At 71.2% G+C, this 26249-nt stretch carries 23 protein-coding genes and 1 pseudogene; 9 read left to right on the top strand and 15 right to left on the bottom strand.

What is annotated here, in order from left to right; all coding sequences use genetic code 11:
• The first annotated feature begins 46 nt into the window (after window positions 1–46).
• Window positions 47–1396 carry an AI-2E family transporter gene (locus tag RKD23_RS13705; RefSeq protein WP_424853937.1) on the top strand — a complete coding sequence of 450 codons (1350 nt, stop codon included), beginning with the start codon at window positions 47–49 and terminating at the stop codon, window positions 1394–1396.
• A 22-nt stretch (window positions 1397–1418) separates the two neighbouring features.
• On the opposite strand, the gene RKD23_RS13700 is transcribed toward RKD23_RS13705, so the two are convergent.
• Both RKD23_RS13700 and RKD23_RS13695 read right to left on the bottom strand, forming a co-directional pair.
• The gene (locus RKD23_RS13700; protein WP_404042499.1) at window positions 1419–1952 is read right to left on the bottom strand and encodes an alkyl hydroperoxide reductase; all 534 of its coding nucleotides are present in this window, start codon (window positions 1950–1952) and stop codon (window positions 1419–1421) included.
• Between the two features lie 3 nt (window positions 1953–1955).
• Window positions 1956–2510 carry a peroxiredoxin gene (locus RKD23_RS13695; protein ID WP_404042498.1) on the bottom strand — a complete coding sequence of 185 codons (555 nt, stop codon included), beginning with the start codon at window positions 2508–2510 and terminating at the stop codon, window positions 1956–1958.
• Between the two features lie 133 nt (window positions 2511–2643).
• Between RKD23_RS13695 and RKD23_RS13690 the strand changes: the two genes are divergently transcribed.
• Complete coding sequence (locus RKD23_RS13690) at window positions 2644–3603, top strand: LysR substrate-binding domain-containing protein (protein WP_424853936.1); 960 nt, start codon at window positions 2644–2646, stop codon at window positions 3601–3603.
• A gap of 52 nt (window positions 3604–3655) precedes the next feature.
• Here the strand turns inward: RKD23_RS13690 and RKD23_RS13685 are convergent.
• The 5 genes and pseudogenes from RKD23_RS13685 to RKD23_RS13665 all read right to left on the bottom strand — a co-directional run bounded on the left by RKD23_RS13685 (window position 3656) and on the right by RKD23_RS13665 (window position 8508).
• Window positions 3656–5987, bottom strand: a pseudogene (locus tag RKD23_RS13685) (ABC transporter permease).
• On the bottom strand, window positions 5984–6673 hold the full coding sequence (locus RKD23_RS13680) for an ABC transporter ATP-binding protein (protein ID WP_424853935.1): 690 nt from the start codon (window positions 6671–6673) through the stop codon (window positions 5984–5986). The pseudogene RKD23_RS13685 and the gene RKD23_RS13680 overlap by 4 nt, the downstream one beginning before the upstream one ends.
• The gene (locus tag RKD23_RS13675) at window positions 6670–7197 is read right to left on the bottom strand and encodes a PadR family transcriptional regulator (protein ID WP_424853934.1); all 528 of its coding nucleotides are present in this window, start codon (window positions 7195–7197) and stop codon (window positions 6670–6672) included. Before RKD23_RS13675 ends, RKD23_RS13680 begins: the two co-directional genes overlap by 4 nt.
• 142 nt (window positions 7198–7339) lie before the next feature.
• Window positions 7340–7627 carry a hypothetical protein gene (locus RKD23_RS13670; RefSeq protein WP_424853933.1) on the bottom strand — a complete coding sequence of 96 codons (288 nt, stop codon included), beginning with the start codon at window positions 7625–7627 and terminating at the stop codon, window positions 7340–7342.
• The gene (locus RKD23_RS13665) at window positions 7573–8508 is read right to left on the bottom strand and encodes an SPFH domain-containing protein (protein ID WP_424853932.1); all 936 of its coding nucleotides are present in this window, start codon (window positions 8506–8508) and stop codon (window positions 7573–7575) included. Before RKD23_RS13665 ends, RKD23_RS13670 begins: the two co-directional genes overlap by 55 nt.
• A 251-nt stretch (window positions 8509–8759) precedes the next feature.
• Here RKD23_RS13665 and RKD23_RS13660 point away from each other — a divergent pair, with 251 nt between their 5' ends.
• A complete protein-coding gene (locus tag RKD23_RS13660; RefSeq protein WP_424853931.1) occupies window positions 8760–11066 on the top strand; it encodes a transglycosylase domain-containing protein in 2307 nt (768 codons plus the stop codon).
• A gap of 64 nt (window positions 11067–11130) precedes the next feature.
• Here the strand turns inward: RKD23_RS13660 and RKD23_RS13655 are convergent, their stop codons facing one another.
• The 3 genes from RKD23_RS13655 to RKD23_RS13645 form a co-directional block, all read right to left on the bottom strand.
• The gene (locus tag RKD23_RS13655; RefSeq protein ID WP_424853930.1) at window positions 11131–13194 is read right to left on the bottom strand and encodes a SpoIIE family protein phosphatase; all 2064 of its coding nucleotides are present in this window, start codon (window positions 13192–13194) and stop codon (window positions 11131–11133) included.
• A gap of 295 nt (window positions 13195–13489) precedes the next feature.
• Window positions 13490–14194, bottom strand: coding sequence for a cytidylyl-2-hydroxypropylphosphonate hydrolase (gene fomD / locus RKD23_RS13650; RefSeq protein WP_424853929.1), 705 nt, complete (start codon window positions 14192–14194; stop codon window positions 13490–13492).
• Window positions 14195–14268: 74 nt separating this feature from the next.
• A complete protein-coding gene (locus tag RKD23_RS13645) occupies window positions 14269–15666 on the bottom strand; it encodes a class II fumarate hydratase (RefSeq protein ID WP_424853928.1) in 1398 nt (465 codons plus the stop codon).
• Window positions 15667–15789: 123 nt separating this feature from the next.
• Here RKD23_RS13645 and RKD23_RS13640 point away from each other — a divergent pair, with 123 nt between their 5' ends.
• On the top strand, window positions 15790–16272 hold the full coding sequence (locus tag RKD23_RS13640) for an allene oxide cyclase barrel-like domain-containing protein (protein ID WP_424853927.1): 483 nt from the start codon (window positions 15790–15792) through the stop codon (window positions 16270–16272).
• Window positions 16273–16426: 154 nt separating this feature from the next.
• On the opposite strand, the gene RKD23_RS13635 is transcribed toward RKD23_RS13640, so the two are convergent.
• A complete protein-coding gene (locus RKD23_RS13635) occupies window positions 16427–18094 on the bottom strand; it encodes a fumarate hydratase (RefSeq protein WP_424853926.1) in 1668 nt (555 codons plus the stop codon).
• A 178-nt stretch (window positions 18095–18272) separates the two neighbouring features.
• On the opposite strand from RKD23_RS13635, the gene RKD23_RS13630 reads away from it, so the two are divergent.
• Window positions 18273–18995 carry a DUF1707 SHOCT-like domain-containing protein gene (locus RKD23_RS13630; RefSeq protein ID WP_424853925.1) on the top strand — a complete coding sequence of 241 codons (723 nt, stop codon included), beginning with the start codon at window positions 18273–18275 and terminating at the stop codon, window positions 18993–18995.
• A gap of 114 nt (window positions 18996–19109) precedes the next feature.
• On the top strand, window positions 19110–19484 hold the full coding sequence (locus RKD23_RS13625) for a WhiB family transcriptional regulator (protein ID WP_404042484.1): 375 nt from the start codon (window positions 19110–19112) through the stop codon (window positions 19482–19484).
• A gap of 144 nt (window positions 19485–19628) precedes the next feature.
• Here RKD23_RS13625 and glpX read toward each other — a convergent pair whose 3' ends face one another.
• Window positions 19629–20663 (bottom strand): class II fructose-bisphosphatase, encoded by a 1035-nt coding sequence (gene glpX, locus RKD23_RS13620; RefSeq protein ID WP_404042483.1) that lies wholly within the window; start codon window positions 20661–20663, stop codon window positions 19629–19631.
• A 129-nt stretch (window positions 20664–20792) separates the two neighbouring features.
• Here glpX and RKD23_RS13615 point away from each other — a divergent pair, with 129 nt between their 5' ends.
• Window positions 20793–21317, top strand: a complete 525-nt coding sequence (locus tag RKD23_RS13615; RefSeq protein ID WP_424853924.1) for a DUF4245 domain-containing protein — start codon at window positions 20793–20795, stop codon at window positions 21315–21317.
• A 109-nt stretch (window positions 21318–21426) separates the two neighbouring features.
• On the opposite strand, the gene RKD23_RS13610 is transcribed toward RKD23_RS13615, so the two are convergent.
• Genes RKD23_RS13610 through RKD23_RS13600 form a run of 3 tightly spaced genes read right to left on the bottom strand, consistent with a single transcriptional unit; the run spans window position 21427 to window position 24312 of the window.
• Window positions 21427–21666 carry an exodeoxyribonuclease VII small subunit gene (locus tag RKD23_RS13610; RefSeq protein ID WP_424853923.1) on the bottom strand — a complete coding sequence of 80 codons (240 nt, stop codon included), beginning with the start codon at window positions 21664–21666 and terminating at the stop codon, window positions 21427–21429.
• A gap of 9 nt (window positions 21667–21675) precedes the next feature.
• Window positions 21676–22884 (bottom strand): exodeoxyribonuclease VII large subunit, encoded by a 1209-nt coding sequence (gene xseA / locus RKD23_RS13605; RefSeq protein WP_404042480.1) that lies wholly within the window; start codon window positions 22882–22884, stop codon window positions 21676–21678.
• Window positions 22885–22944: 60 nt separating this feature from the next.
• Window positions 22945–24312: an APC family permease gene (locus RKD23_RS13600; protein WP_424853922.1), complete on the bottom strand. Its 1368-nt coding sequence runs from the start codon at window positions 24310–24312 to the stop codon at window positions 22945–22947.
• Window positions 24313–24408: 96 nt separating this feature from the next.
• Here RKD23_RS13600 and RKD23_RS13595 point away from each other — a divergent pair, with 96 nt between their 5' ends.
• Window positions 24409–25434 (top strand): 4-hydroxy-3-methylbut-2-enyl diphosphate reductase, encoded by a 1026-nt coding sequence (locus RKD23_RS13595; RefSeq protein WP_424853921.1) that lies wholly within the window; start codon window positions 24409–24411, stop codon window positions 25432–25434.
• Window positions 25435–25463: 29 nt separating this feature from the next.
• The gene (ppgK, locus tag RKD23_RS13590) at window positions 25464–26231 is read left to right on the top strand and encodes a polyphosphate--glucose phosphotransferase (RefSeq protein WP_424853920.1); all 768 of its coding nucleotides are present in this window, start codon (window positions 25464–25466) and stop codon (window positions 26229–26231) included.
• Window positions 26232–26249 lie beyond the last annotated feature (18 nt).

Below are 26249 nucleotides of genomic sequence, written 5' to 3'. Positions count from 1 at the left end.
CGACTCCGGGGGAGTGGTGGGGAAAGACGGGGGAAGAGGACGGATCATGTCGCGAGTGCCAGGCTGGCTGGGCCGGATCGGGTCGGGCCTGACCGAGATGGGACAGCGGTTGGACGAGCGGCGCGCCGAGGCGGAGCAGGAGCACGCCGGGCACGCCGAGCACCGGCCCGCTCAGGACGGTGAACTCATGCAACGGCCGGCCCCGCCCGCGCATCCGCCGGTCGCGGGCCCCCGCCCCGACCCGGCGCAGGCGGTGCCCTGGGGCATGCGCGTCGCCGCCGAGGCCGGCTGGCGGCTGCTGGTGCTGGCCGGCACGCTCTGGGTGCTGATGCGGGTCATCAGCGCCGTACAGCTGGTGGTGCTCGCCTTCGTCGCCGCGCTGCTGATGACCGCGCTGCTCCAGCCCTCTGTGGCCTGGCTGCGCCGGCACGGCGTACCGCGCGGCCCGGCGACCGCGCTCACCGCGATCCTCGGCTTCGTCATCATGGGCCTGATCGGGTGGTTCGTGACCTGGCAGGTCATGGAGAACATCGACGACCTCTCCGACCAGGTCCAGGACGGCATCGACGAGCTGCGGCGCTGGCTGCTGGACAGCCCGTTCCATGTCACCGACAAGCAGATCAACGAGATCGCCAAGAACCTGCGCGAGGCGGTCGGCGCCAACACCGACCAGATCACCTCGGCGGGCCTGGAGGGCGTCACGGTCGTCGTCGAGGCACTGACCGGCATCCTGCTGACCGTCTTCTCGACGCTGTTCCTGCTCTACGACGGCCGGCGCATCTGGGAGTGGACGCTCAAGCTCGTCCCGGCGGCGGCCCGGCCAGGTGTGGCGGGGGCCGGTCCGCGGGCCTGGCGGACGCTGACGGCGTATGTGCGGGGCACGGTGGTGGTCGCCCTGATCGACGCGATCTTCATCGGCCTCGGCATCTACTTCCTCGATGTGCCGATGGCGGTGCCGCTGGCGGTGTTCATCTTTCTGTTCGCCTTCATCCCGCTGGTCGGCGCGGTGGTCTCGGGCGCGCTGGCGGTGGTGGTGGCGCTGGTGACGCACGGCGTGTTCACGGCCGTGATGGTGCTGGCCGTGGTGCTCGCCGTGCAGCAGATCGAGGGGCACATCCTGCAGCCGTTCATCCTCGGCCGGGCCGTGCGGGTGCATCCGCTGGCGGTCGTGCTGTCGGTGGCCGCGGGCGGCATGGTGGCCGGGATCGGCGGCGCCGTGGTCGCGGTGCCGCTGGTGGCCGTGACGAACACCGTGGTCGCCTATCTCCGCGCCTACTCGCACGAACGGACCCTGCTGCACGCCGCCGAGCCCCGGGGCGCGACCGCACTGGACGCCTCGCCGGCCGACACGTCCGTAGCCCGGGCAAGCGAGAGCCCCGCTCACCAGGAAGGGTGAACGGGGCCTCGTAGAACTGCCGTCACTCGGCGAGGACGGCCTCGGCGTCGAGGGTGACGCCGACGGCCTGGACCACCGAGGCGATCTTGAAGGCCTCCTGGACGACCTCGCGCTCCAGGCCCGCCTTGCGCAGCACCTGCTCGTGCGAGTCCAGGCACATCCCGCAGCCGTTGATGGCGGAGACGGCGAAGGACCACAGCTCGAAGTCGACCTTGTCGACGCCGGGGTTGCCGATGACGTTCATCCGCAGACCGGCGCGCAGGTTCCCGTACTCGTGGTCCGAGAGCAGGTGGCGCGTCCGGTAGAACACGTTGTTCATCGCCATGATCGCGGCGGCGGACTTGGCGGCCTGGTACGCCTCGGGCGTCAGGTTCGCCTTGGCCTCCGGCTCCAGCTCACGCAGCACGATGGGGGAGCGCGAGGCGATGGCGGTGGCCAGCACCGTGCCCCACAGCTGCTGCGCCGGCAGGTCGGAATTGCCGATGACCGAGCCCAGGTTGAGCTTCAGGTCCTTGGCGTAGTCCGGTATCCGGGACTTGAGGGAGTCGAGGGACATGCCTCACTCACCGGCCAGCAGCTTGACCGGGTCCAGGGTCTCGTCGCCCTTGCTCCAGTTGCACGGGCACAGCTCGTCGGTCTGCAGGGCGTCCAGGACCCGCAGGACCTCCTTGGGGTTACGGCCGACGGAGCCGGCGGTCACCATGGAGAACTGGATCTCGTTGTTCGGGTCGACGATGAAGACGGCGCGCTTGGCGAAGCCGTCCTCGCCCTCGATGCCGAGGTCGCGCATCAGCTCGTGCCGGGTGTCGGCCAGCATCGGGAAGGGCAGCTCGCGCAGGTCGTCGTGGTCCTTGCGCCAGGCGTGGTGCACGTACTCGGAGTCACCGGAGAAGCCGAGGATCTGGGCGTCGCGGTCGGCGAACTCCTCGTTCAGCTTGCCGAAGGCCGCGATCTCCGTCGGGCACACGAAGGTGAAATCGGCAGGCCACGCGAAGACGACCTTCCACTTGCCCTCGTAGGACTTGTGGTTGATCTGCTCGAACTCCGCGCCCTTGTCCAGCGAGACGCAGGCGGTCAGTTCGAACTCGGGGAACTTGTCACCGACAGTGAGCACACGCTCTCCTTGCAGCGAGGAAGCACCCTTTTTGGGGGCGTTTCCCATGGGTTGGACGCTGTCGATGTTGGCACAGGCAGCATTGATTACGGAAATAGCTACACTCGGACGTGTTGATCGGAGGTGGTTATCAGTGACGGTGAGTGTCGCCGGGGCCAAGAGGCGCCAGCCCAGTCTGTCCCAACTGCGGGCCTTCGCGGCCGTGGCCGAGCACCTGCACTTCCGGGACGCGGCCACCGCGATCGGCATGAGCCAGCCCGCCCTGTCCGGCGCCGTGTCCGCGCTGGAGGAGGTCCTCGGCGTGACCCTTGTCGAGCGTACGACGCGCAAGGTGCTGCTCACACCCGCGGGTGAGCGCCTCGCGATCCGGGCCCGGGCCGTCCTCGCCGAGGTCGGCGCACTCCTGGAGGAGGCCGAGGCGGTCCGCGCCCCCTTCACCGGAGCCCTGCGCCTCGGTGTCATCCCCACCGTCGCGCCGTACCTCCTCCCGACGGTCCTGCGCCTGGTCCACGACCGCTATCCGCACCTCGACCTCCAGGTTCACGAGGAGCAGACCGCGAGCCTGGTCGAGGGCCTGAACAGCGGCCGCCTCGACCTGCTCCTGCTGGCCGTGCCGCTCGGTGTGCAGGGCGTCGTCGAACTCCCCCTCTTCGACGAGGACTTCGTCCTCGTCACCCCCCTCGACCACTGGCTCGGCGGCCGCGAGGGCATCCCGCGCGAGGCCCTCAAGGAGCTCAACCTGCTGCTCCTCGACGAGGGCCACTGCCTGCGCGACCAGGCCCTCGACATCTGCCGCGAGGCCGGCCGCGAGGACGCCGACGTGACGACGACCGCGGCCGGCCTGTCCACGCTGGTCCAGCTGGTGGCGGGGGGCCTGGGCTGCACCCTCCTGCCCCGCACGGCCGTGAAGGTCGAGACCAGCCGCAGCAACCAGCTCCTCACGGGCTACTTCGCGGAGCCCGCCCCCACCCGCCGTATCGCGTTGGCGATGCGGGCGGGGGCGGCGCGGGGGGAGGAGTACCAGGAACTGGCAACGGCCCTGCGGGAGGCGTTGAGTCCCTTGCCCGTTCGAGTGATGGAACGGGGCGAGTGACCTCGTCTGCTGCGCCGTCGTGGCTGGTCGCGCAGTTCCCCGCGCCCCTGGGTTACTCGGTGCGAAGCCCATCCGGTCGCATGAGCCGAAGCAGTGGCGGCAGGCTGAGCAACGTCACCACCAGCACCACCCCGGCCCCGATCCCGGTCATCGCCAGCACACTCGCCCAGTCCACCCGGACCGACGCCGCAGCCATCCGCAACAGCACCGCCCCCAGCGTCAGCCCCACCACACACGCCAGAACGAGCCCCAGCGCGATCGGCACAGCCGTCTGCCACAACACGGACAGACTCAGCGTCGAGCGCCTCGTGCCGAAGGCGACCAGCGACGACAACAGCTTCCGCCGCTCGCGCAGTTGCTCCAGCTGGGACACCAGCAAGCTCAGCCCGATCAGCGCCAGCACACACGCGGCCCCGACGAACAGGCCCCGGCGGATCGCGGTGAAGCGGTTGTTCTGCTTGGTGTCGACCCAGGTCATCGGCTGGGCGTAGGGGTCCATCCGGGCCGCCGTGTTGCGGACGTACTCGCGCACGTCCGGCACCGACTCGTCCAGCCGCAGATACAGCTGCCCGGGCACGAAGGAGGCGGCCGCGCTCGGCAGTGCGCCCGGCGTCAGCAGGATGCCGCCGCGGCGGATGCCGTTGGGGTCCGGGATCGAGCGCGCCTGTTCGAGGTCGCGCGGCACGGGCCAGGCGACCGGCTCGGCCCGCCGCTCCTCGGACGTCTCCTCGAAGTACAGCGTCCGGCCCTGCTTGACCATGACCGGGGTGTCCTCGTCGAACTCCCCGCCCCGCAGGACGAAGGAGTCGCCGTCACGGCAGGAGGGCAGCGCGGCCAGTTCGCGCAGGGACACGCAGTCGCCCACCGTCACCGGCGTCATCCGCTCGGGCCCGTCGGGGCGGTCGCCGAGGTAGCCCTCGGAGAAGCCGTACACCCGCTGTACGCCCTCGGTGGCCTCGAACCGGGCTCGGGCCGCCGCCAGCGGCATCCCCTCCGGCACGGACACCTGCATCTGGACGCGGGAGACGTCCTGGCCGGTTTCCTGGGTGTAGTCGTCGTCGACGCCCGCGAACAGCATCTGCAGGGCGATCGCCCCGGCCACGGCAACCGCGATGCCGTTGACCATGCGGGCCGCGGTGCCGCTGCTCAACTGCAGCCGTCGTACGGCCAGTTGCCAGGACACACCGCCGGCGCCGAGCCGGGCGACGACCGCCTCGACGACCCACGGCAGCAGCGCGGTCACGCCGACCAGCAGCAACAGCACGCCGCCGGTGACGAGGTACTGGTTGAACTCGCCGTTGTCACGGCCGTTGCCGATCATCGGGTAGAGCATCGCGAGACCCGCCAGCGGCAGCAGCAGCCGCCACCACAGCCGGCGCCGCGCCGGGCGGGCGGTGCGCACCACACCGAGCGGTTCGATCACCACACCGCGCAGCGCGAACTGGGTGACCAGCACCGCGGCGGCCGGTACGGCGACGGCGACCAGCAGCGCCAGCACCGGCGAGGGGTCGAGATAGCTCGGGAACGCGCTGAAGTGGAACACCTCCACCGACCCCGCCCACTGCCTGCCGAGCAGGAAGAAGCCGGTGCCGAAGACGAGGCCCAGCAGGGACCCGGCCATCGCCTCGCCCGCGGCCACCCGCCGGGTCATCCGGCTGTCGGAGCCGACCAGCCTGCAGCGCCGCGAGCCGCCGGTCCCGGCGCTCACCGCCGAACCGTACGGCGGTGGCGATGAAGACACCGACCGGCATCAGCAGCACCACCACCACGACCAGGAGCAGCAGGAGCAGCACCGGGTCCATCCGCTCCGACGACGGCAGCGGATCACCGAAGCGGTCGAGACGGGACGCGCCGGAGTCCAGCCGCGCCTCCAGCCCCTCCCCGCCCGCGTAGTAGGCGAGTTCGGCCGAGCCGACCAGGCCCTCCTCCGCGATGGTGCCGGTGATCCGTTGCGGCAGCCGCTCACGCAGCAGCTTGCCGTCGTTCGATTCCAGCAGCCGCTTCAGCGCGGGGGAGACCACCATCTCGCCCACGCCGGGGAACTTCTCGACCCCCGGCGGCAGGGGAGCGCGCGGCCCCTCGGGCTCCAGCACCCGTCCTCGTACGTCCTTGTCGCGGAAGATCGTGTAGGTCTGCAGGAGGAGCAGGGTGTTGTCGGCGCTCTTCGTCAGCTCGGTCTGGTTGAACAGGAGGTCCGAGCGGGCGGCCTCCCGCTCGTGCCGGACCGCGAGCGCGTTCGGGATCGCGGTCGTGAGCAGCAGCACCGCCACGCCGAGCCCGACGCCGACGGCGGTGAGCAGGGTGCGGGTCCACCCCTCCCGCCCGCCGCCGAACGCGAAGCGGAAGCCCAGGCCCAGGTCCCTGGACCACTGGCGCAGGTTCATACGATCCGCTCCATGTCCCGCGACCTGCCGTCCCGTACGACGATCTCGCGGTCGGAGTAGGCGGCGACCCGCGCCTCGTGCGTGACCAGCACGACGGCCGCGTTGGTGGACCGGGCCGCCTCCGTGAGCAGCTCCATCACCCGCTCGCCGTTGAGGGAGTCGAGTGCGCCGGTCGGCTCGTCGGCGAACAGCACCCGCGGGCCGGTCACCAACGCGCGGGCGACGGCGACGCGCTGGCCCTGGCCGCCGGAGACCTCGCCGGGCCGCTTGCCCGCGATGTCGTCGACCTCCAGGCGGGCCATCCACTCCCGTGCCGCGCGTTCGGCGGTCCTGCGGGGCGTGCCGTTCAGGCGCAGCGGAAGGGCCACGTTCTCGACGCAGCTCAGCTCGGGCACCAACTGGCCGAACTGGAACACGAACCCGAACTCGCTGCGGCGCAGCGCGCTGCGCTCGGAGTCGCTCATGGTGGCCATCTCGCGGCCCGCGTAGAGGATCGACCCGGCGTCGGGCGGGACGATCCCGGCGAGGCAGTGCAGCAGGGTCGACTTGCCGGACCCGGAGGGGCCCATGACGGCGACGACCTCGCCCGGGTGGATGGAGAACCCGGCGCCGTCCAGCGCCGTCGTCGGCCCGTACGTCTTGTGCAGCCCCTCGGCCACGAGCAGGGCGCCGGCGGGGGCGGTCACTGGGCCACCACCGCCTCCGCCAGCTTGTCGAGGCGCGCGGCGGTCAGCTCCAGCCAGCGCAGGTCGGCCTCCAGATGGAACAGGGCGTGGTCGCAGATCAGCTGGTCGGCGAGGTCGCCCTTGCGCTTGCGGTCGGTGAGGATGCGCATCATGCGCAGATGCTCCGAGCGCTGGGTGTCGAGGATCTCGGCCGCGTCGCGATGGGTGAGCAGCGCGAGGACGACCTTCGTGTAGAGGGTCGACTGAAGGTAGGGCTCGGGCTTCTCCGGGGTGGCGAGCCACTGCGCGACGTCGGTGACGCCGGCGTCGGTGATGGCGTACCGCTTGCGCTCGGGGCCGTCGCCGGCCTCGATGCCGTCGACCTCGACAAGGCCGTTCTTCAGCAGGCGGGACATCGTCGAGTAGACCTGGCCGTAGTGCAGCGGCCGGTCCTGACCGAACTTCGCGTCGAAGGCGCGCTTGAGGTCGTAGCCGTGGCGTGGGCCGGACTCCAGCAGGCCGAGAAGGGTGTGACCGATGGACATGGCTCGACTCTACACACCATGTATACGCGCCATGTATACGCGGAGTGTGCACTGTCCTGCGGGGAGTGCTGCGGCCCAGGTCAGGGCCGATTGTCACAGTCGCGCTACATGGGCACGGGTCTGCTACTCGGGCACGGGTCTGCTACTCGCCGCGCGGCGGCCGGCCCCGGCGGGCGATCGGCCCGGCCTCGCCCGGCAGACGCCCCGCCTCCGCGAGGGCGCGCCGCAGCAGGAACTCGATCTGCCCGTTGGCCGACCGCAGTTCGTCCGAGGCCCAGCGCGCGAGCGCCTCGTACACCGCCGGGTCCAGCCGCAGCAGCACCTGCTTGCGCTGCTGCGGCCGCCGCTGAGGGGCCGGCCCCTCGGAGGGGGTGCTCACTGGTAGAGGGTCCCGGTGTTGAGGACCGGCTGGGCCGCGCGGTCCCCGCACAGCACCACCATCAGGTTCGACACCATCGCCGCCTTCCGTTCCGGGTCGAGCTCCACGATGTCCTGCTCCTCGATCCGCGCGATCGCCGCCTCGACCATGCCGACCGCGCCGTCCACGATCTGCCGCCGCGCCGCGACGACCGCCCCGGCCTGCTGCCGCTGGAGCATCGCGGAGGCGATCTCGGGAGCGTACGCGAGATGCGTGAACCGTGACTCGATGATCTGCACGCCGGCCGCCTCCACGCGCGCGTGCAGTTCGACGGCGAGCTTCTCGGTGATCTCCTCGGCGTTGCCGCGCAGCGACAGGCCGTCCTCGTCGTGGGCGTCGTAGGGGTACTCGATCGCGATGTGCCGGACGGCAGCCTCGGTCTGGGTGGAGACGAACTCGATGTAGTCGTCGACCTCGAAGGTGGCCTGCGCGGTGTCCTCGACCCGCCAGACGACGACCGCGGCGAGCTCGATCGGGTTGCCGTAGGCGTCGTTGACCTTCAGGACGGCGGTCTCGTGGTTGCGCACCCGCGTGGAGATCTTGGTGCGGGAGGTGAGCGGGTTCACCCAGCGCAGGCCGTCCTGGCGGATGGTGCCGCGGTAGCGGCCGAAGAGCTGGACGACCCGGGCCTCGCCGGGCGCGACCATGTTCAGCCCGCACATGGCGAAGAAGGCGGCGATGCCGATCAGGACGCCGGGGACGATCAGCGCTGCCTGGGCGCCGCCCGAGGAGACGGCGCTGGCGGCGACGACCACCATGGCGACCCCGGCCAGCAGCCCGAACAGGCCGAGCAGCAGCGCGAGTCCGCCGCCGATGCTGTGCGCGGCGAACTCTCTCACCCGCGGCTCGGGCATCTCGGGTACGTCGGCGGCGGGCGAGGTGTGTGCGGACATGGTGGTCCCCCGTATCTCTGCTCTTGCTGTGGTGCTTAGCTTCGGTCTATCTAAGTGATATCACTTTTCGCCGAGACGGCAACCCTGAGGGCCTCTCGGACGTCGGTTCCCATGAGGTGGGTGCTCATTGTCACGTCCGGAAAGGACCGGATCGGACGGACTTCGTCACATAAACCGGTGTTAGCTTTCTGAGCTGACCTGAGCGAGCGCACGTGTGTGACACCCGAGACCGAAGCGGAGCAGACGGACTGATGGGACGAGCGGAAGACAGACGAGCGCGACAGCGCGGTGGCCGCCGCGCGGCGCCGGGGCGCCGCCGTTCGTCGCGGGCGGCCGGCCGCCCGAGCGGCATACGCCGGTTCTTCACCTGGAAGAAGATCCTCGGCACGTTCCTGGGCCTGTGCCTGCTCGGCATCGGCGCGTTCATCGTCCTCTACATGGTCGTGGACGTGCCCCAGGGCAACCCGGCCGCCCAGCGCCAGAGCAACATCTACAAGTTCAGCGACGGCACCATGCTGGCCCGCGACGGCAAGGTCAACCGCGAGATCGTCGACCTCGCCGAGATCCCCGAGCCGGTCCAGAAGACCTTCGTCGCCGCCGAGAACAAGTCCTTCTACCAGGACTCCGGCATCGACCTGAAGGGCACCGCCCGCGGCCTGCTCAACACCGTCACCGGCAAGGGCAAGCAGGGCGGCTCGACGATCACCCAGCAGTACGTCAAGAACTACTACCTCAGCCAGGAGCAGACGGTCAGCCGCAAGCTCAAGGAGCTGGTGATCTCGCTCAAGGTGGACCGCAAGATGTCCAAGGACGACATCCTCGCGGGCTACATCAACACCAGCTACTACGGCCGCGGCGCCTACGGCATCCAGGCCGCCGCCCAGGCCTACTACCGCGTCGACGCCGAGGAGCTCAGCGTCGAGCAGGGCGCCTATCTCGCGGCGCTGCTCCAGGCACCGAGCCAGTACGACTGGGCGGCCGCCTCCGACACCAGCAAGAAGCTGGTGACCAACCGCTGGAACTACGTCCTGGACAACATGGTCGAGGAGCACTGGCTGGACGCGTCCGAGCGCGCGTCCATGGAGTTCCCGGTGCCGAAGGAGCCCAAGGGCGCGCCCGGCCGGGAGGGCCAGAAGGGCTACCTGATCGACCTCGCCGACCGCCAGCTCCAGGACCGGCTGATGGCCGAGGAGGGCATCTCCCGCTCCGAGGCCGCGGCGCAGGTCGACCAGCAGGGCTGGACCATCACCCTGAACATCGACCCCAAGAAGCAGGCCGCGCTGGAGAAGGCCGTCAAGACGGAGCTGCTCGGCAAGCTCGACCCGAAGGAGCGCGAGGTCGACGCCGACGTCCAGCCGGGCGCGGTCTCCGTCGACCCCAGGACGGGCAAGATCGTCGCCCTCTACGGCGGCCGCGACTACTTCAAGCACTACTTCAGCAACGCCACGCGCCGCGAGTACCAGCCCGCCTCCACCTTCAAGCCGGTCATCCTGGCCGCCGCCCTGGAGGAGGGCTCCGAGACCCAGGACGGCGAGCCGATCACCGCGAGCACGGTCTACGACGGCGACAGCCGCCGCCCGGTCGTGGACGACGGCCGCAAGGTCGGCTTCGCGCCGCCGAACGAGGACGAGGAGGACTACGGCGACATCACGGTCCAGACCGCGATGAACAAGTCCGTCAACTCGGTCTTCGCCCAGATGGGCGTCGACGTCGGCATGGACACCGTCATGGACACCGCCCAGCGGCTCGGCATGGACACGGAGGGCATGCAGGCCGTGCCCGCCCAGACCCTCGGCTCCATGGGCGCGAGCCCCCTGGAGATGGCCGGCATCTACGCCACCTTCGCCAACCACGGCGAGAAGGTCACCCCGACCATCATCAAGTCGGCGTCGAAGAAGGGCCGCACGGTCCAGATCCCCGACCCCATCGGCGAGCAGGTCATCAGCCGCAACACCGCCGACGCCGTCACGTCCGTCCTCACCGGTGTGGTCGACGACGGTACGGCCCAGCAGTCCGTGCGCGACAACCCGATGCGCGACGGCCAGCAGGTCGCGGGCAAGACCGGCACCTCCGACAACAACAAGTCGGCCTGGTTCACCGGCTACACCCCGAGGCTCGTCACCTCCGTCGGCCTGTTCGGCGAGGACGACAAGCCCCCGCACCGGCAGGTCCCGATGTACGAGGCCGGTGGCGAGGACCGGGTCAACGGCGGTGGCTTCCCGGCGCAGATCTGGGCGGCGTACACCTTCGGCGTCATGGACAAGGTCACCGAGTTCGACCTGGAGACCGACCAGGGCGCCGCGGTCGAGCCCACCTGGACGCCGACCGTCACTCCGTCGCAGAAGCCCAGCGAGACGCCGTCCGAGGAGCCGACGACCCAGGCCCCGACGACGAAGGCCCCCACGACCCGGCCCCCGACGACCGCGCCGACGACCGAGGAGCCGACGACGCAGCCGCCCACGACGACGGCCCCGCCCACGACGGCACCCCCGACGACGGCCCCGCCGACGACGGAGACCCCACCGGACCCGGCCGATCCGGGGAACCTGGACGAATAGACACGAGGGGGCCCGGCATCTCGGATGCCGGGCCCCCTCCATGTCCCCTGCGCGAAGGGCGGGATCAACTCCGGTTCAGCTCGAACCACACCACCTTGCCGGTGCTCAGCCGGGTCGCACCCCACCGCCGGGCCAGCTTGTTGACGAGGTAGAGCCCGCGCCCGCCCTCGTCCGTGGCCCGGGCCTGCCGCAGCCGGGGCAGCTGCGGCACGTCGTCGCCCACCTCGCAGCGCAGGACGTCCGTGCGCAGCAGCCGCAGGGTGACCGGCCGCGAGGCGTACCGCACGGCGTTGGTCACGACCTCGCTCACCAGCAGCTCCACCGAATCGGTGAGCTCCTCCAGCTCCCACCGCGCCAGCGCGCCCCGGGCCAGCCGTCGCGCACGGCTCGGCGCGGAGTCCTCCGGCTCCAGCGTCCAGTACGCCACATCGCTCGGCGCGATCCCGTCGAACCGCGCGGCGAGCAGCGCGATGTCGTCGTCCCGGTCACCGGGACCGAGCATGTCGAGCACCTCGTCGCACAGCGCTTCCAGCGGAGGCGGATGATCAGGACCGGTCAACTGCGCGGTCGCGGCGAGGCGCTCGCGCAGTTGCTCTATGCCGGTCCACACGTCCCGCAGCCGCGACTCCACCAGCCCGTCGGTGTACAGCAGCAGCGTCGCCCCGGCGGGCGCGTCCAGCTCGACCGCCTCGAAGTCGACGCCGCCCACGCCGATCGGCGCGCCCGGCGGCACCCGCAGCACCTCCGCCCGGCCGCCCAGATGCAGCAGGACCGGCGGCGGATGCCCGGCGTTGGCGATGGTGATCCGATGGGTGACCGGGTCGTAGACGGCGTACAGACAGGTAGCCATGCGGTCCGTGCCGAGGCGCTGCGCCTGCTCGTCGAGGTGGTGCAGCACCTCCTGCGGCGGCAGGTCCAGCCCCGCGAGGGTCTGCGCGGTCGTGCGCAGCTGGCCCATGATCGCCGCGGACGTCATGGAGTGCCCCATGACGTCACCGACCACCAGCGCCACCCGCGACCCCGGCAGCGGGATCGCGTCGTACCAGTCGCCGCCCACCCGCGCGGTCTCCGCCGCCGGGAGGTAGCGGGACGCCAGCCGGACGCCCGTGGGGCGCGGCAGGGTCTCCGGGAGCATGGTGCGCTGCAGCTCGTCGGCGATGTACGCCTCACGGCCGTACAGCACCGCCTTGTCGATGCCGAGCGCGCTGTGCGTGGCGAGCTGGGCCGCGACCAGCAGATCGTCGGTCTCGAACGGGATGCGCTCGGGGCGGCGCAGGAAGACGGCCGCGCCGATCACCCGGCGCCGGCCGCGCAGCGGCGCGAGGATCGCACGGCGGCCGCCCGGCACGATCGCCTCGCCGTCGTCGCCGAGGAGTTCGGGCAGCGCGGCACGGGCCGCGGGCGCGTCGGCGAACACCGGCCGCACCCCGCGCAGCACCTCGGCGAGCGCCCCGCCGGGCCGCACCTCGCACAACTCCGATGTCAGCGAGGACAGTTCGGCCGGCTCCGGGGCCTGGGCGGGCAGGAGGCCGCCGTCGGTGTCCCGCTCCTCGGGTATGCGGTCGGTGCGGCGCAACCGCAGCACCACCGGGCCGGTGGGCCGTTCGTCGCCGACCGGCAGCGGATCGCGCAGATACACCAGGATCGCGTCGGCGAAGGTCGGCACCGTCGCCCGGCACAGCCCCATCACGATCTCGTCGAGGTCGATGCCGCGGGCGATCCGCCGGGTCGCCGCGCCCACGAACCGCAGCCGGTCGCCGTCGCGCCGCATCGGCGTGGGCCGGCCGCCGGGCACACCCGCGCCGCTGCGCCGCTCCTTGCCGCCGGGACCGCGCCCCGCGCCGTCCGGGTCGGTGCCGGGCTGGGCGGGGATCGCCTCGGGCGCCGGGCGGGGGCGATGGGTGCCCGTCTCGGCGGAGGCCGGCTGGGAGTGCTCCGGGCCGCCGTCGCCCTCGGGCGTCACGGACGTACCCGCAGGCGTGCTCTCGCCGGAGCCGGACCGGGCCTGTGCCGGTAACCCGGAACTCGGGGTGCGGCCCGTGGCCGGGGTATGCAGGAGCGCCCCGCGGGGGTCCGCGGGGTCGACGCCCGCCTGGGGGCGTTCATAGGAGGTCGGGTTCTCCGTCACGCGTATGAAATCCGTCCGTCCGGGGCTGCGCGCCGCGCGTGCAGTTCTTCCCGCAGAAATTCCGATACCCGGAATACGTGCCCCAGGAACGGAGTTCCCGCGTGGTCAGAGACTGTTCCTGTGTCACCGGCGGGCCTGCCGCGGCCCGCACGGGTGTTGCCGTCGTACCCCTCGCTCACGCCCTGCCGCCCCTCGGTGACATCCGGTCAGACTCGCTGTGCGCGCCGGTGGTTGCCCCCGCGCGCCCTTGCGGAGGACGATCCTACGTTTCATGCCCGGGGGCGCATCAAGGGTCTCATGAGGACATGTACGCGGGCGTACGGTCCCAGTCGTCCGGCAGAGACGGTACCGTCCAGGACGGATCCGGGCGCCAGTGCTGCCAGCCGTCCTTGAACGGAGTGCCCCACGAGCGGATCGCCTCCACCGCGTCGTGGCCCGCCACGCGGACCCGCCCGGCCAGTTCGGCGTCGACCAGTCCGTCGCGCTGCGCCTGCGCGAACTCGTCCTCGTCCCGCCAGTGCCAACTGCGGTCCGGATGCACGGAGATGTCCAGGAAGTGGTCCTCGGAGTCCACGCCGCCCTGCCAACGGGTCAGCGGCTCCTCGAGGTTGACGTACCAGTTCTTGAACTGCCAGCCCGGCTCCCAGAACAGCCACACCGACCAGGGCCGGCCCGGCTGGGCCAGCTTCAGCACGCCCGTGCCGAACCAGCGGTCGCGCTGCACCGTGCGCGGCTTGGTGTAGCGCGACTCCAGCGGTTCCACGTGCACGGGCGTGCCGTCGGCCAGCACCGGCTTCACACACTCGGTGCCGGGCGCCAGCCACACGGCGAGCAGGTCGGCGTCGTCCCGTACGACGGTGACGGGGCGCGCGATGTGGAACCCGTCCCCGGCGTTCTCCCGGTACCGCCACAGGATCCGGCTCCCGGGCGCCCAGAAGGCCGCCGCGCCGTCTGCCGTACCGCCCGCCGCTGCGCGTCTCACCGCTCCACCGTCTGCCATGCACAGATATTAGGTGTCACGGAGGTACGACGCTGCGGTGCGCGTCACGGTTCGTACGGGGCCGGCCCTCGCGGTCAGGGGCGGGTCATGCGCAGCACGTCCAGCGCCGCGTCGAGCTGCTCCAGGGTGAGGTCGCCGCGCTCGATGTAGCCGCCCTCCAGGACCACTTGGCGGATGGTCTTCCGCTCGGCGAGCGACTTCTTGGCGACCTTCGCGGCCTCCTCGTAGCCGATGTACTTGTTCAGCGGGGTGACCACCGACGGCGACGACTCGGCGTACTCGCGGGCCCGTTCACGGTTCGCGGCGATGCCGTCCACGGTGCGGTCGGCCAGCAGCCGGGAGACGTTGGCCAGAAGCCGTACGGACTCCAGGACGTTGCGGGCGATCACCGGCAGCATCACGTTCAGCTCGAAGTTGCCCGCGGCACCGGCCACGGCGACGGCGGCGTCGTTGCCGGTGACCTGCGCGGCGACCATCAGCACCGCCTCCGGGATCACCGGGTTGACCTTGCCCGGCATGATCGAGGAGCCGGGCTGGAGGTCGGGCAGGGTGATCTCGGCGAGGCCGGTGCGCGGCCCGGACGCCATCCACCGCAGGTCGTTGGCGATCTTCGTCAGGCCCACCGCGATCGTCCGCAGCTGCCCGCTGGTCTCCACGATCCCGTCGCGCGCGCCCTGCGCCTCGAAGTGGTCGCGCGCCTCGGTCAGCGGCAGCCCCGTGACCCGGGCGACCTCCTCGATGACGGCCGCGGAGAAGCCGGGCGGGGTGTTGATGCCGGTGCCGACGGCGGTCCCGCCGAGCGGCAGTTCGGCGAGCCGGGGCAGGGACGCGGTCAGCCGCTCGACGCCGTAGCGCACCTGGGCGGCGTACCCGCCGAACTCCTGGCCCAGCGTGACGGGCGTGGCGTCCATCAGATGCGTACGACCGGACTTGACGACGTCGGCGAACTCCTCGGCCTTGCGCTCCAGGGCGGCCGCGAGGTGCTCCAGGGCCGGGATCAGATCGCGGGTGACGGCGGCCGTGGCGGCGATGTGGATCGAGGAGGGGAAGACGTCGTTGGACGACTGGGAGGCGTTGACGTGGTCGTTCGGGTGCACAGGCCGGCCGAGCCGCTCGCTCGCCAAGGTCGCGATCACCTCGTTGGTGTTCATGTTGGACGACGTCCCGGACCCGGTCTGGAACACGTCCACCGGAAAGTGGTCGTCCCAGCGCCCCTCGGCGACCTCGGCGGCCGCCTCCTGGACCGCCTCGGCGATCTCCTTGTCCAGCACCCCCAGCTCGGCGTTGACCTTCGCCGCGGCGCCCTTGATCCGGGCCAGCGCCTCGATGTGCGCGCGCTCGATGCGCTGCCCGGACACGGGGAAGTTCTCGATCGCGCGCTGGGTCTGCGCCCGCCACTTGGCGTGGGCGGGGACCCGTACCTCGCCCATGGAGTCGTGCTCGATCCGGTAGTCCTGCTCTTCGTCGGCCACTGCCGATCACCTCCACCTGTCACAGCATCCGGGACGTGACAGCTGTTCCCGTCGCGGGGCGATCTTCACCGTCGGAGAATCGGAGTGGGGGTGGGAGTGGGAGCCGACACCAGGAGGCAGATCATGCTCCGCAGCATCAGGACCCTCGTCGCGCTCGGGGCCGGGCTGGCCGCGGCGGGCACCCTCGTCGTCGCCGGACCCGCCTCGGCCCAGGACGACGACTTCACCCTGTACGCCAAGGAGGTCCCCGGCGAACAGGACGACCAGGGCGAGCAGCAGGCCCCGGAGGTCGGTGACACCTTCTCCTTCGCCGACGACCTCTTCCGCGAGAAGGGCGGCAAGCAGGTCGGCCGCGACGGTGTCGTCTGCACGGTCGTCCGCGCCGGCAACCCGATGGACATCCTGTGCGTCGGCACCTTCGACCTGTCCGGCGGCCAGCTCACCGCCCAGGTCCTGCAGACGGTCCCGCTGGACGAGTCCGCCGCACTCGCCGAGTTCGACGCGGCCGTCACCGGCGGCACGGACGACTACCGCGGGGCGAGCGGCCAGATCCACTTCAGCGACGACGGGGACTACCAGCGGCTGGACTTCCAGCTGGGCAGCTGACCTTCAAGCCCGTCCGGCGTTTGAGGACGAGGCCGTTCAGGCCGATGGGGGTCCAGGGGGCGCAGCCCCCTGGCGGGGCCGAAGGGGCGGAGCCCCTGGGGATGGGAGGGGTAGGGGCGGCGGGGGCGAAGAACCCCCGGCCGCACCTGCAGGCTTACGCCAGCCCAGGCCCCCGAACCGGAATCGAGGTGAACGTCGGCGCGGGCGCCGGGTCCTGGAAGAAGTCGTTGCCCTTGTCGTCCACGACGATGAAGGCGGGGAAGTCCTCGACCTCGATCTTCCAGACGGCCTCCATGCCGAGCTCCTCGTACTCGACGACCTCGACCTTCTTGATGCAGTCCTGCGCGAGCCGCGCCGCGGGACCACCGATGGACCCGAGGTAGAAGCCGCCGTGCGAGCCACACGCGTCGGTGACCTGCTTGCTGCGGTTGCCCTTGGCGAGCATCACCTTCGAGCCGCCCGCGGCCTGGAACTGCTCCACGTACGAGTCCATGCGCCCGGCCGTCGTAGGCCCGAAGGACCCCGACGCGTACCCCTCGGGCGTCTTCGCCGGACCGGCGTAGTACACCGGGTGGTCCTTGAGGTACTGCGGCATCTCCTCGCCCGCGTCCAGCCGCTCCTTGATCTTCGCGTGCGCGATGTCACGGGCCACGACCAGCGGACCCGTCAGCGACAGCCGCGTCTTGACCGGGTACTTCGTCAGCTCGGCGAGGATGTCGTCCATCGGCTGGTTGAGGTCGATCTTCACGACGTCGGAGGACTCGTCCAGGTGCTCCTCGGTCGTGTCCGGCAGGAACCGCGCCGGGTCCGTCTCCAGCTGCTCCAGGAACACGCCCTCCGCGGTGATCTTCGCGACGGCCTGCCGGTCGGCCGAGCAGGACACGGCGATGGCGACCGGGCAGGACGCGCCGTGGCGGGGCAGCCGGACCACACGGACGTCGTGGCAGAAGTACTTGCCGCCGAACTGCGCGCCGATGCCGATCTTCTGCGTGAGCTCGAAGACCTTCTCCTCCAGCTCCTTGTCCCGGAAGCCGTGCCCGAGCGGTGAGCCCTCGGCGGGGATCTCGTCCAGGTAGTGCGCGGAGGCGTACTTGGCGGTCTTCAGCGCGTACTCGGCGGACGTACCGCCGACCACGATCGCCAGGTGGTACGGCGGGCAGGCGGCCGTGCCCAGCGAACGGATCTTCTCCTCCAGGAACTTCATCATGGAGGCCTCGTTCAGGACGGCCTTCGTCTCCTGGTAGAGGAACGACTTGTTGGCCGAGCCGCCGCCCTTGGCCATGAACAGGAACTTGTAGGCGCCGCCGTCGGTGGCGTACAGCTCGATCTGCGCCGGCAGGTTCGAGCCGGTGTTCTTCTCCTCCCACATGGTGAGCGGAGCCATCTGCGAGTAGCGCAGGTTCAGCCTGGTGTAGGCGTCGTAGATGCCCTTGCTGAGCGCCTTCTCGTCCTCACCTTCGGTGAGAACGTTCTGCCCGCGCTTGCCCATCACGATCGCCGTGCCGGTGTCCTGGCACATCGGCAGCACGCCCGCGGCCGCGATGTTCGCGTTCTTCAGCAGGTCCAGCGCGACGAACTTGTCGTTGCTCGACGCCTCGGGGTCGTCGATGATCCGCCGCAGCTGGGCGAGGTGCGCCGGGCGCAGGTAGTGCTGGATGTCGTGGATGGCCTCCTCGGCCAGCTTGCGCAGCGCCTCCGGCTCGACCTTGAGGAACGTCCGCCCGTCGGCCTCGAAGGTGGAGACACCCTCGGAGGTCACCAGCCGGTACGGGGTGGTGTCCTCTCCCATGGGGAGCAGATCGGTGTACGCGAACTCAGGCATCTCAGCCCATTCCTCACTGTGACGGACGGCGCCCGCCGACGCTGGCGAGCCTCACCAGCGTAGAACCTGCCACCGACAGCGAGCTTGTGAGGTAGGGCTCAGTCGGCAGCCGCCCGTCGGCGCGGGGTCACTCGCACGAGGGGTGTCGCGATCTATCGTGTTTCGGTACGCTGCTGTCGTGGACCTTCAGAAGCAGACCGCGGACCCTCGCGGCGGGACCGCCGCCCCCGCACCCGCAGCCGAGCTGCGCGCCTCCGACGCCGACCGCGACCGCGTCGCCGACATCCTGCGCGAGGCCCTGGCCGAGGGCCGGCTGACCGCCGACGAGCACGCCGAGCGCGTCGAGGGCGTCCTGGCCGCCCGCACGGTCGGTGACCTGGACGTCTTCATACGGGACCTGCCCGCGGCGCACGCACCCCGCACCGCCTCCGCGTACACAGCCGCCTACACCGCCCCGAACCGCCCGACGGCCGGCGCCATCCCGGTCGACCCGGACGACAACGTGGTCGCGGTGTTCGCGAGCGCCGTCCGCAAGGGCCGCTGGCGCGCGGGCCGCCGTATCCACGCCTACGCGATCTTCGGCAGCGTCGAGATCGACCTCAGCGAGGCGCTGTTCGAGTACCAGCAGGTCGTCATCAAGGCGTTCTCGGTGTTCGGCAGCGTCGACATCCGCGTCCCGGAGAACGTGTCGTTGCGCGGCACCGGCGGCGGCGTCCTCGGCAACTTCGAGGTGGCCCCGCTGGACGCGACCGACCCGCAGGCGCCGGTGGTCTTCGTCGACGGCTGGGCCGTGCTCGGCAATGTGGAGGCGCGGCCCAGGCGCGGCAAGGTCGTCGCGGACATCCTGGATCGCGTCCAGCGCAAGGTCGACCGCAGTTTGCGCAGGCACCTCGGTCATTGACGGGTGCGAACCGGTCCTTTCCGGCGGTTGTGAACTCCCTGCATAGGCGCGCGCACAGCGGGTAGACCTTGCTGCATCGTCGCTCGCTCGCGAAGCCGTCGTCAGGAGTAGACCGTGCTGCAACCGCCGCATTCGTCCCTGCAGGTAGCTGCCGTTCCGGCCCAGCGGGTGCCGGTGCGGGACAGGGACCAAGACGCACCCTGGCACACCGAGGCGGTGTGCCGGCGCGACGAGGCCGGCCTGTTCTTCGCTCCCTCCAAGGAACCCACCGCCGCCCGGCTCTCCCGCGAAGAGGCGGCCAAGCGGGTCTGCGCCCGCTGTCCCGTCATGGTCGAGTGCCGCGAGCACGCCCTCCTCCAGCCCGAGCCCTACGGCGTCTGGGGCGGCCTCACCGCCGCCGAACGCCGCGTGGTCCTGGCGCGGCGCCGCCGCCGCGAACTGGAACTCCAGAAGGCGCGGGCGGCGACCCGCATACCGCAGGCGGGCTGACACATACGAGAAGGGGCGCCCTCCTCCGCACAGGAGGGCGCCCCTTTGTGATGCTGCTGGGGGCATGTACCCAAGGGGTGCGGGGAACTGCGCGAGCAACCACCCGCGACCCGCACCCGAAAGCGGCGTCAAACCCCCACGGCGCTACTTCGCCCGGTCGAAGTCGATCGCGCTGTACGCCCGCAGCTTGCTCAGCCGGTGCTCGGAGTCGATCCTGCGCACCGTCCCCGACTTCGACCGCATCACGATCGAGTCGGTCGTGGCCGTCTCCGACCGGTAGCGCACGCCCCGCAGCAGCTCACCGTCGGTGATGCCGGTCGCCACGAAGAACACGTTCTCCCCGGTGACGAGGTCCTCGGTGGTCAGGACGCGGTCCAGGTCGTGCCCGGCGTCGATCGCCCGCTGCCGCTCCTCGTCGTCCTTCGGCCACAGCTTGCCCTGGATCGTTCCGCCCAGGCACTTCACGGCACAGGCCGAGATGATGCCCTCGGGCGTACCGCCGATGCCGAGCAGCAGGTCTACGCCCGTGCCCTCGCGCAGCGCCAGGATCGAGCCGGCGACGTCACCGTCCGAGATCAGCTTGATGCGCGCGCCGGTCTCCCGGATCTCGTTGATGATGCCCTCGTGCCGCGGCCGGTCCAGGATGACCACGGTCACGTCCTCCGGCGTGGCCCGCTTGGCCTTGGCGACCCGGCGGATGTTCACCGACACGGGAGCGTCGATGTCCACGAAGTCCGCGGCCTCGGGGCCGGTGACCAGCTTGTCCATGTAGAACACGGCCGACGGGTCGAACATCGCCCCGCGCTCGGTGGCCGCGAGGACGGCGATCGCGTTCGGCATGCCCTTGGCGGTCAGCGTGGTGCCGTCGATCGGGTCGACGGCGATGTCCACCTCGGGCCCGGTCCCGTCGCCGACGCGCTCCCCGTTGAAGAGCATCGGGGCCTCGTCCTTCTCGCCCTCGCCGATGACGACCACGCCGTTCATCGACACGGTCGACACGAGGGTCCGCATGGCGCGCACCGCGGCACCGTCGGCGCCGTTCTTGTCACCGCGCCCCACCCAGCGTCCCGCGGCCATCGCGGCGGCTTCGGTCACCCGGACGAGTTCCAGGGCGAGGTTGCGGTCGGGGGCCTCGGAGGGGACGTCCAGCTCGGACGGCAAGTGATGATGCTCGGTCATCGGAGCGCACCTTTCTGATACGACGACGGCCGGATGAGGGTTGTGCCTGACGACTCTATCGTCAGGCCGACAAACTGAGCAGGGGGCCCCACGGATGAGCAGAGGGGGTCACCTGCGACCATAGGGGGCGTGGCAGGTACGTACGGCAAGCAGAAGTCGGCCCGGGACATGATCCTTTCCCTGGGCCTCATCGTCCTCGCGGCGTTGGTGGTCTACGTCTTCATCCCGCACGAGGACAGGGAACCCGACCTCCAGCGCGTCGACTACCGCGTGGAGCTGCTGACCGCGCGCCGCGCCGCCGCGTACCCGGTGGCGGCGCCCGAGGGCCTGCCGAACACCTGGAAGGCCACGTCCGTGCGCTTCCGCGGCGACAAGTTCGACGCCTGGCACCTGGGCTTCCACGACCCCGACGGCGAGTACGTGGCGGTCGAGCAGTCCACCGAGCGGCAGGCCGCGTTCGTCGACCGGGCCAGCCAGGGCGCCGAGGAGACGCAGACCACCGAGCAGATCGGCGGCCGCACCTGGGTCCGCTACACTGGAGGCCGCTACGACGCGCTGGTCCTCAAGGGTGAGGACGGCGCGACCACGATGGTGACCGGCACGGCCTCCTTCGCCCGCCTGACGGAAATGGCACGGGCGCTGAAGCAGGGCTGAGCGGCACGTCGTCAGGTGACCCGCCGGACTTCTTGAGGTCGCTGGACACACGGGCGGCCACACGAAGGCCCCCGGCAGCACGCAGGGGGGCCTCAGCTCATGCCCGGGGCTACTCGTCGCCCTCGGCGTCCTCACCGCCGGAGTCATCCTCCGCCGCCAGCGCCGCGTCCAGCCGCGCCCGGGCGCCCTCCAGCCAGCGCCGGCACACCTTGGCCAGCTCCTCGCCGCGCTCCCACAGCGCGAGAGACTCCTCGAGCGTCGTACCGCCGGCCTCCAGCCGCCGTACGACCTCGATCAGCTCGTCGCGCGCCTGCTCGTAGCCGAGCGCCTCATCCACCTTGCTGGTCATCCGCCCACCCTATGCATCCACTCGTACGGAGAACTCGCCCTCGGCGACCCGCGCCCGCAGCGTCTCGTCGGCCGACACCTCGCCCGGATCGCGCACCACATGCCCGTCGGCCCGCTGGAGCACCGCATAGCCGCGCTGGAGCGTCGCCGCGGGGGACAGGGCCACCACGCGCGCGTGCGTGTGCGTCAGCTCGGAGTCGGCGCGGTCCAGGAGATGGCCGAGGCAGCGCCGGGACCGCTCCATCAGCGCGTCCACCTGGTCGGCGCGCTCCTCGACCATTCGGTGCGGGTCCTCTATCGACGGACGGGCCAGCGCATGGGCGAGCCCGCGCTCCTCGCGCGCGAGGTAGCCCTCCACGCAGCGCCGCGCCCGGTCGCGCAGCTGCCGCACCCGCTCCAGCTCCTCCCCGACGTCCGGCACGACCTTCTTGGCCGCGTCGGTGGGCGTGGAGGCGCGCAGGTCGGCGACGTAGTCGAGCAGCGGGGTGTCCGGCTCATGGCCGATCGCCGACACCACCGGCGTACGGCAGGCGGCGACGGCCCGCACCAGCTGCTCGTCGGAGAACGGCAGCAGGTCCTCCACGCTGCCGCCGCCGCGCGCCACGATGATCACGTCGACCTCGTCGAGCGCGTCCAGCTCCTTGACCGCCTGCACGACCTGCGGCACCGCGTGCACGCCCTGCACGGGGACGTTGCGCACCTCGAAGCGGACGGCCGGCCAGCGGTGCCGGGCGTTCTCCAGCACGTCCCGCTCGGCGGCCGAGGCGCGCCCGCAGACCAGGCCGATGAGCTGCGGCAGAAAGGGCAGCGGCTTCTTGCGCTCCGGCGCGAACAGCCCCTCGCCCGCGAGCGCCTTCTTCAGCTGCTCGAGCCGCGCCAGCAGCTCGCCCACGCCCACGGGCCGTATCTCGGCGGCCCGCAGCGACAGCTGGCCCCGGGGCGCGTACCACTCGGGCTTGGCGAGCACCACGACCCGCGCGCCCTCGCTGACCACGTCGGCCACCGCGTCGAACACCTGGCGGTAGCAGGTCACGCTCACCGAGATGTCGTACGACGGATCGCGCAGCGTCAGGAACACGACCCCGGCGCCGGGCCGCCGCGACAACTGCGTGATCTGCCCCTCGACCCACACCGCCCCGAGCCGGTCGATCCACCCACCGATGAGCCGCGACACCTCGCCGACGGGCAACGGGGACTCGGGAGTCGTGTTCACAGCCATGCCGCCGAGCGTAACGGCCACCACCGACAATCCGGCCCGGCCCGGCGGGGCGGGGCGCTGCTACCCCGCTGCCGGGCGTGCCCGCTGGGCGAGCAGCACCCCGAGCCCGACCACGCACCAGATCGCGCCCACCACCTGGGCCGTACCGGAGGCCTCCACGATCACCGCGACGGTGATCGCCGCGCCGGCCACCGGCACCAGCACATGCCGCCACCAGCTGACCGGTCCTCCTCGGCGGCGTACGGCGAACCAGCTCACCACGCTCGCGTGCAGGAGCGTGAAGGCGGTCAGGGCGCCGATGTCGACGACCGAGACCAGGTGGTCCATGCCGTCGTCGCGGCGGGCCGCCCACACCGCGGCGACCAGGGTGACCACCGCCGCGCAGGACAGCGCGACGCGCGGCACGCCGCCGTCGGTGCGGGCGAGCGCGCGCGGGAGCCGTCCGTCGCGGCCCATCGCGAACAGCAGCCGCCCCGCCGCGGCCTGCCCGGCCAGCGCGGCGAACGCGGCACCGATGGCCTTGCTGACCGCCACCAGGTCGTGCAGCCAGCTGCCGACGGAGACGTCCACGGCGTCATAGAAGGCGGCGCCCTGCCGCGCGGGATCGGCGGCCAGCCCGGCCGAGGGCACCGGCTCCAGCAGAGCGACCAGATAGGCCTGCGTCACGAACAGCGCACCCGCGAGGGCGAGGCAGAACAGCACCGCGCGGGCGACCTTCTCCGCACCGCCGGTGACCTCCTCCGCGAAGGAGGCGATCGCGTCGAAGCCCAGATACGACAGCACCGCGATGGACACCGCCCCGAGGACGGCCCCCAGCGCGAAGCCGCCCTGGGTGCCGTCCCCGGACAGCGGCGACAGCCAGCCGCGCTCGGCTCCGTCACGCGCGAGCACCACGACCGCCGAGACGACGAACACCAGCAGGACCACGATCTCCAGCGCCAGCACCAGGAAGCCCACGCGCGCGGCGACCCGTACGCCCCACAGGTTGAGCAGCGTCGTCACCACGACCGCGAGCGCCGTCCACACCCAGCGCGAGACCTCCGGGACCAGCGCCTCCATGGCGATGCCGGAGAACAGATAGGCGACCGCGGGGATCAGCAGGTAGTCGAGCATCGCCATCCACCCGGCGACGAACCCCGCCTCCTTCCCGAGCGCCACGCGCGCGTACGCGAAGACGGAGCCGGCCTGCGGCACGAACCGCACCATCTGCGCGTACGAGAACGCGGTGAAGGCCATCGCGACGGTGGCGACGAGATACACGAGGGCGACCGCGCCGTGCGAGCGGGCGTCCAGGGTGCCGAACACACCGACCGGTGCCATGGGCGCGATGAACAGCAGCCCGTAGACCACCAGGTCCCGGAAGCCCAGGGAGCGCCGCAGCCGGTGATGCTCGTCCGTCGCCGGAACCTGTGTGCCGGTCTCGGACATCGGTTCCTCCCCCGTCGCTGGTGGGCCGCCTCCTGGCCAGTTTCCCCGGCGCCCCGCCGGGCACGCGATCTTTGGGCGCCCGAACGCGGCCTTACGATGGGACGCATGACTTCTTCGCCTGGCCGTCGTGTCCTGCTCGCCGCCCCCCGCGGTTACTGCGCGGGTGTGGACCGCGCCGTGATCGCCGTCGAGAAAGCCCTCGAGCAGTACGGCGCTCCGGTCTACGTCCGGCACGAGATCGTGCACAACAAGTACGTCGTGCAGACCCTGGAGAAGAAGGGCGCGATCTTCGTCGAACAGACGGAGGAGGTGCCGCCGGGCAACATCGTGATGTTCTCCGCGCACGGTGTCGCCCCGGTCGTCCACGAGGAGGCCGCGCGCGGCAAGCTGGCCACCATCGACGCCACCTGCCCCCTGGTCACCAAGGTCCACAAGGAAGCCGTCCGCTTCGCGAACGAGGACTACGACATCCTCCTCATCGGCCACGAGGGCCACGAGGAGGTCATCGGCACCTCCGGCGAGGCCCCCGAGCACATCCAGCTCGTCGACGGCCCCGAGGACGTGGCGAAGGTCGAGGTCCGCGACGAGTCGAAGGTCGTCTGGCTGTCCCAGACGACTCTCTCGGTAGACGAGACCATGGAGACCGTGGACGCGCTCAAGGAGAAGTTCCCGCAGCTGATCTCCCCGCCGAGCGACGACATCTGCTACGCCACGCAGAACCGCCAGCTCGCCGTGAAGCAGATGGGCGCCGAGGCCGACCTCGTCATCGTCGTCGGCTCGCGCAACTCCTCGAACTCCAAGAGGCTCGTGGAGGTCGCCAAGCTGGCGGGCGCCCGCGACGCCTACCTGGTCGACTTCGCGAGCGAGATCGACGAGGCCTGGCTGGAGGGCGTCTCGACCGTCGGCGTCACCTCGGGCGCCTCCGTGCCGGAGGTGCTGGTCGAGGAGGTGCTGGCCTGGCTCGCCGAGCGCGGCTACGAGGACGTGGAACTGGTCAAGGCCGCCGAGGAGTCCATCACCTTCTCCCTGCCCAAGGAACTGCGCCGCGACCTGCGCACCGAGGCCGCGGCTCTGGTGGCGGAGCGGGGCGGCACGGGCCCGGGGGAGACCGCGGGGGCATGACTGTCAGTGGTCCGTCGTAACGTAGGGCCATGCAGATCTTCGGCGTGGACATCGGCGGGTCCGGGATCAAGGGCGCCCCTGTGGACCTGGAGAAGGGCGACCTCGCCCAGGAGCGCCACAAGGTGCTCACACCTCATCCGGCGACGCCGGACGCGGTGGCCGACGGCGTGCGCGAGGTCGTCGAGCACTACGACTGGACGGGCCCGGTAGGCATCACCTTCCCGGGGGTCGTGACGGGCGGCTCCACGATCCGCACCGCGGCCAACGTCGACAAGGGCTGGATCGACACCGACGCGCGCGCCCTGCTGAGCGAGCGCCTCGGCGGCCTCCCGGTGACCGTCGTCAACGACGCGGACGCGGCGGGCGTCGCCGAGATGCGCTTCGGCGCCGGCCGCGACCGCAGAGGCACGGTCATCCTCCTCACCTTCGGCACCGGCATCGGCAGCGCCCTCTTCGTCGACGGCGTCCTCGTCCCCAACTCCGAGCTCGGCCATCTCGAACTGGGCGGCCATGACGCGGAGAAGCGCGCCTCCAGCAAGGCCAAGGAGGACGCCGACCTGACCTGGGAACACTGGGCCCACCGCGTCCAGAAGTACCTGGCCCACGTCGAGATGCTCTTCTCCCCGGAACTCTTCATCATCGGCGGCGGCGTCAGCCGCAAGTCCGCCAAGTTCCTCCCCTTCATCGACGGCATCAGAGCGGAGATCGTCCCGGCGCAGCTGCAGAACAACGCGGGCATCGTGGGGGCGGCCATGCGGGCGGTGGAGGAGGGGACGGCCGGGGGCGCGGGGCGCTAGGTCTTTCCGCGGGGGGCT

Source organism: Streptomyces sp. SAI-170, assembly GCF_049739565.1.
GTDB lineage: Bacteria > Actinomycetota > Actinomycetes > Streptomycetales > Streptomycetaceae > Streptomyces.
Note: the sequence above shows the minus strand (reverse complement) of the source record. Positions and strands in the feature narration are given on the sequence as shown.